Genomic DNA, 2,625 nt, shown 5'->3' on the forward strand with positions numbered 1-2,625 from the left:
CAGCACGAGGTGCGGGCCGGGTTGGCGCGCCGGTTCCCGGCCGGGTTGCCGCCGGGGTATGCGGCGCGGGCCGACTACGAGATTGAGGTGATCTGCAACGCCGGCTTCCCTTCCTATTTCCTGATCGTCGCCGACCTGATCGCCTACGCCCGATCGGTGGCCATCCGGGTTGGCCCCGGCCGAGGCTCGGCCGCCGGCTCGCTGGTGGCCTATGCGCTGGGCATCACCGACATCGACCCGATCCCGCACGGGCTGCTGTTCGAGCGGTTCTTGAACCCCGAGCGCACGTCGATGCCCGACATCGACATCGACTTCGACGACCGGCGCCGCGGCGAGATGGTGCGGTATGCGACGGAGCGCTGGGGCAGTGATCGCGTCGCCGATGATCGTCAGGTTGCGCAGGCCCAGGAAGTCCATCTTCAGCAGGCCGATGGCCTCGCACGACGGGTAATCCCAGCCGGTGATGATGGCCCCGTCCTGCGGGCGCTTCCACAGCGGGATCGCCTCGGTCAGCGGCTCGCTGCTCATGATCACCGCGCAGGCGTGCACGCCGGCGTTGCGGATCAGGCCCTCCAGGCCGCGCGCGGTTTGGTAGATGGTGCGCACGTCCGGGTCGGTCTCGATCAGGCCGCGGACCTCGGCGGCCTCCTTGTAGCGCTCGTGGTTCGGGTCGGTGATGCCCGACAGCGGGATGTCCTTGGCCATGATCGGCGGCGGCAGCGCCTTGGTGATCCGGTCGGCGATGGCGAAACCGGGCTGGCCATAGTGGATTCGCGCCGAATCCTTCAGCGCCGCTTTGGTTTTGATGGTGCCGAAGGTGATGACCTGCGCCACCCGGTCCTGGCCCCACTTGTCGGCGGCGTAGCGCACCATCTCGCCGCGGCGACGGTCGTCGAAGTCGATGTCGATGTCGGGCATCGAGGTGCGCTCGGGGTTGAGGAACCGCTCGAACAACAGGCCGTGCGGGATCGGGTCGATGTCGGTGATGCCGAGCGCGTAGGCGACCAGCGACCCGGCGGCCGATCCGCGGCCGGGGCCCACCCGGATGCCCACCGAGCGGGCGTAGTTGATCAGGTCGGCGACGATCAGGAAGTAGGACGGGAAGCCCTTGGCGCAGATGACGTCGATCTCGTAGTCCGCCCGCGCGGCGTAACCCTCCGGCGCGCCGGCGGGAAAGCGTCGGCGCAGCCCGGCGTCCACCTCGTGCCGCAGCCAGGACGCCTGGTCGTGCCCCTCGGGCACCGGGAAGACCGGCATCCGGTCCCGGGGCGCCCACACCTCGTCGTAGGGCTGGACGCGCTCGGCGATCAGCAACGTCGAGTCGCAGGCGCCGGGTACCTCGCCGTCCCAGATCTGCCGCATCTCGGCGGCCGACTTCAGGTAGTAGCCGTCGCCGTCGAACTTGAACCGGTTGGGGTCCGACAGCGTCTTGCCGGTTTGCACGCACAGCAGCGCCTCGTGGTTGTGGGCGGCGTCGCGGGTGACGTAGTGACAGTCGTTGGTGGCCAGCGGCGGAATCCCGAGCTTGCGGCCGATCTCGAGCAGCCCCTCGCGGACCCGCCGTTCGATCGTCAGCCCGTGGTCCATCAGCTCGAGGAAGTAGTTGTCCGGCCCGACGATCTCGCGCCACCTGGCGGCCGCCTCGAGCGCCTCCCGGTCATGGCCCAGGCGCAGCCGGGTCTGCACCTCCCCGGACGGGCACCCGGTGGTGATGATGATGCCCTCGGCGTGTTCGGCGATGAGCTCGGCGTCCATCCGCGACCACTTGCTCAGCTGGCCCTCGAAGGAGGCCAGCGAGGACAGCTTGAACAGGTTGCGCAGGCCGGCGGCGTTCTCGGCCACCATCGTCAGGTGCGTGTAGGAGCCGCTGCCGGAGACGTCGTCGGCCTTCTGGCCGGGATCCCCCCAGGTGACGCGCCGGGTGTCGAAGCGCGAGCCCGGGGCGATGTACGCCTCCACCCCGATGATCGGCTTGATCCCGGCCTTCGTCGCCGCGTTGTAGAACTCGCTGGCGCCGAACATGTTGCCGTGGTCGGTCATTCCGACCGCGGGCATCCCCAGCCGCGCCACCTCGTCGAGCATCGGCGTGATCTTCGCGGCACCGTCCAGCATCGAGTACTCGGTGTGGTTATGCAGGTGCACGAACGACGAGTGGTTCATAGGGACGCCAGTCTATGACCGACCACCGACGCATCCCCGACGTGTCGCGAGTGTGTCTTTAACTCACGCACTCGCCCGCCGCGGATCTATGGTGGGCGCTATGGCCCAGACTGCCGAACGGTGCGAAGGGTCATCACCGTGGTCGCCGCGAGAGGCCGAGCTGCTCGCGGTGACGTTGCGGCTGCTGGAGGAGCACGGTTACGACGGGTTGACGGTCGACGCCGTGGCCAGCGAAGCCCGGGCCAGCAAGGCCACGGTGTACCGCCGCTGGCCCTCGAAAGCCGAGTTGGTGCTGGCCGCCTTCATCGAGGGCATCCGCGTCGTCGCGGTCCCGCCGGAAACCGGCACGTTGCGGGGCGATCTGCTGCAGCTCGGGGAGAAAATCTGCCAGCAGGGCCGGCAGAACGCCGGCACCATCCGCGCGGTGCTGGTCGAGGTGTCGCGCCACCCCGCCCTCAGGGACGC

Annotated in this window: 1 protein-coding gene and 2 pseudogenes; 2 read left to right on the forward strand and 1 reads right to left on the reverse strand. The window is 69.1% G+C overall.

What is annotated here, in order from left to right:
• Window positions 1-9: 9 nt before the first annotated feature.
• A pseudogene (locus tag VMD50_RS17875) lies at window positions 10-324 on the forward strand (hypothetical protein); the annotation flags it as partial.
• Here VMD50_RS17875 and dnaE read toward each other — a convergent pair.
• Window positions 319-2,160, reverse strand: a pseudogene (gene dnaE / locus VMD50_RS17880) (DNA polymerase III subunit alpha); the annotation flags it as partial. The pseudogenes VMD50_RS17875 and dnaE overlap by 6 nt on opposite strands.
• Before the next feature lie 88 nt (window positions 2,161-2,248).
• Here dnaE and VMD50_RS17885 point away from each other — a divergent pair.
• Window positions 2,249-2,625, forward strand: a 377-nt coding sequence (locus VMD50_RS17885) for a TetR/AcrR family transcriptional regulator (protein ID WP_325429178.1), incomplete at its 3' end; no start/stop codon positions are given.

It is taken from the genome of Mycobacterium sp., from assembly GCF_035506235.1.
Classification (GTDB): domain Bacteria; phylum Actinomycetota; class Actinomycetes; order Mycobacteriales; family Mycobacteriaceae; genus Mycobacterium.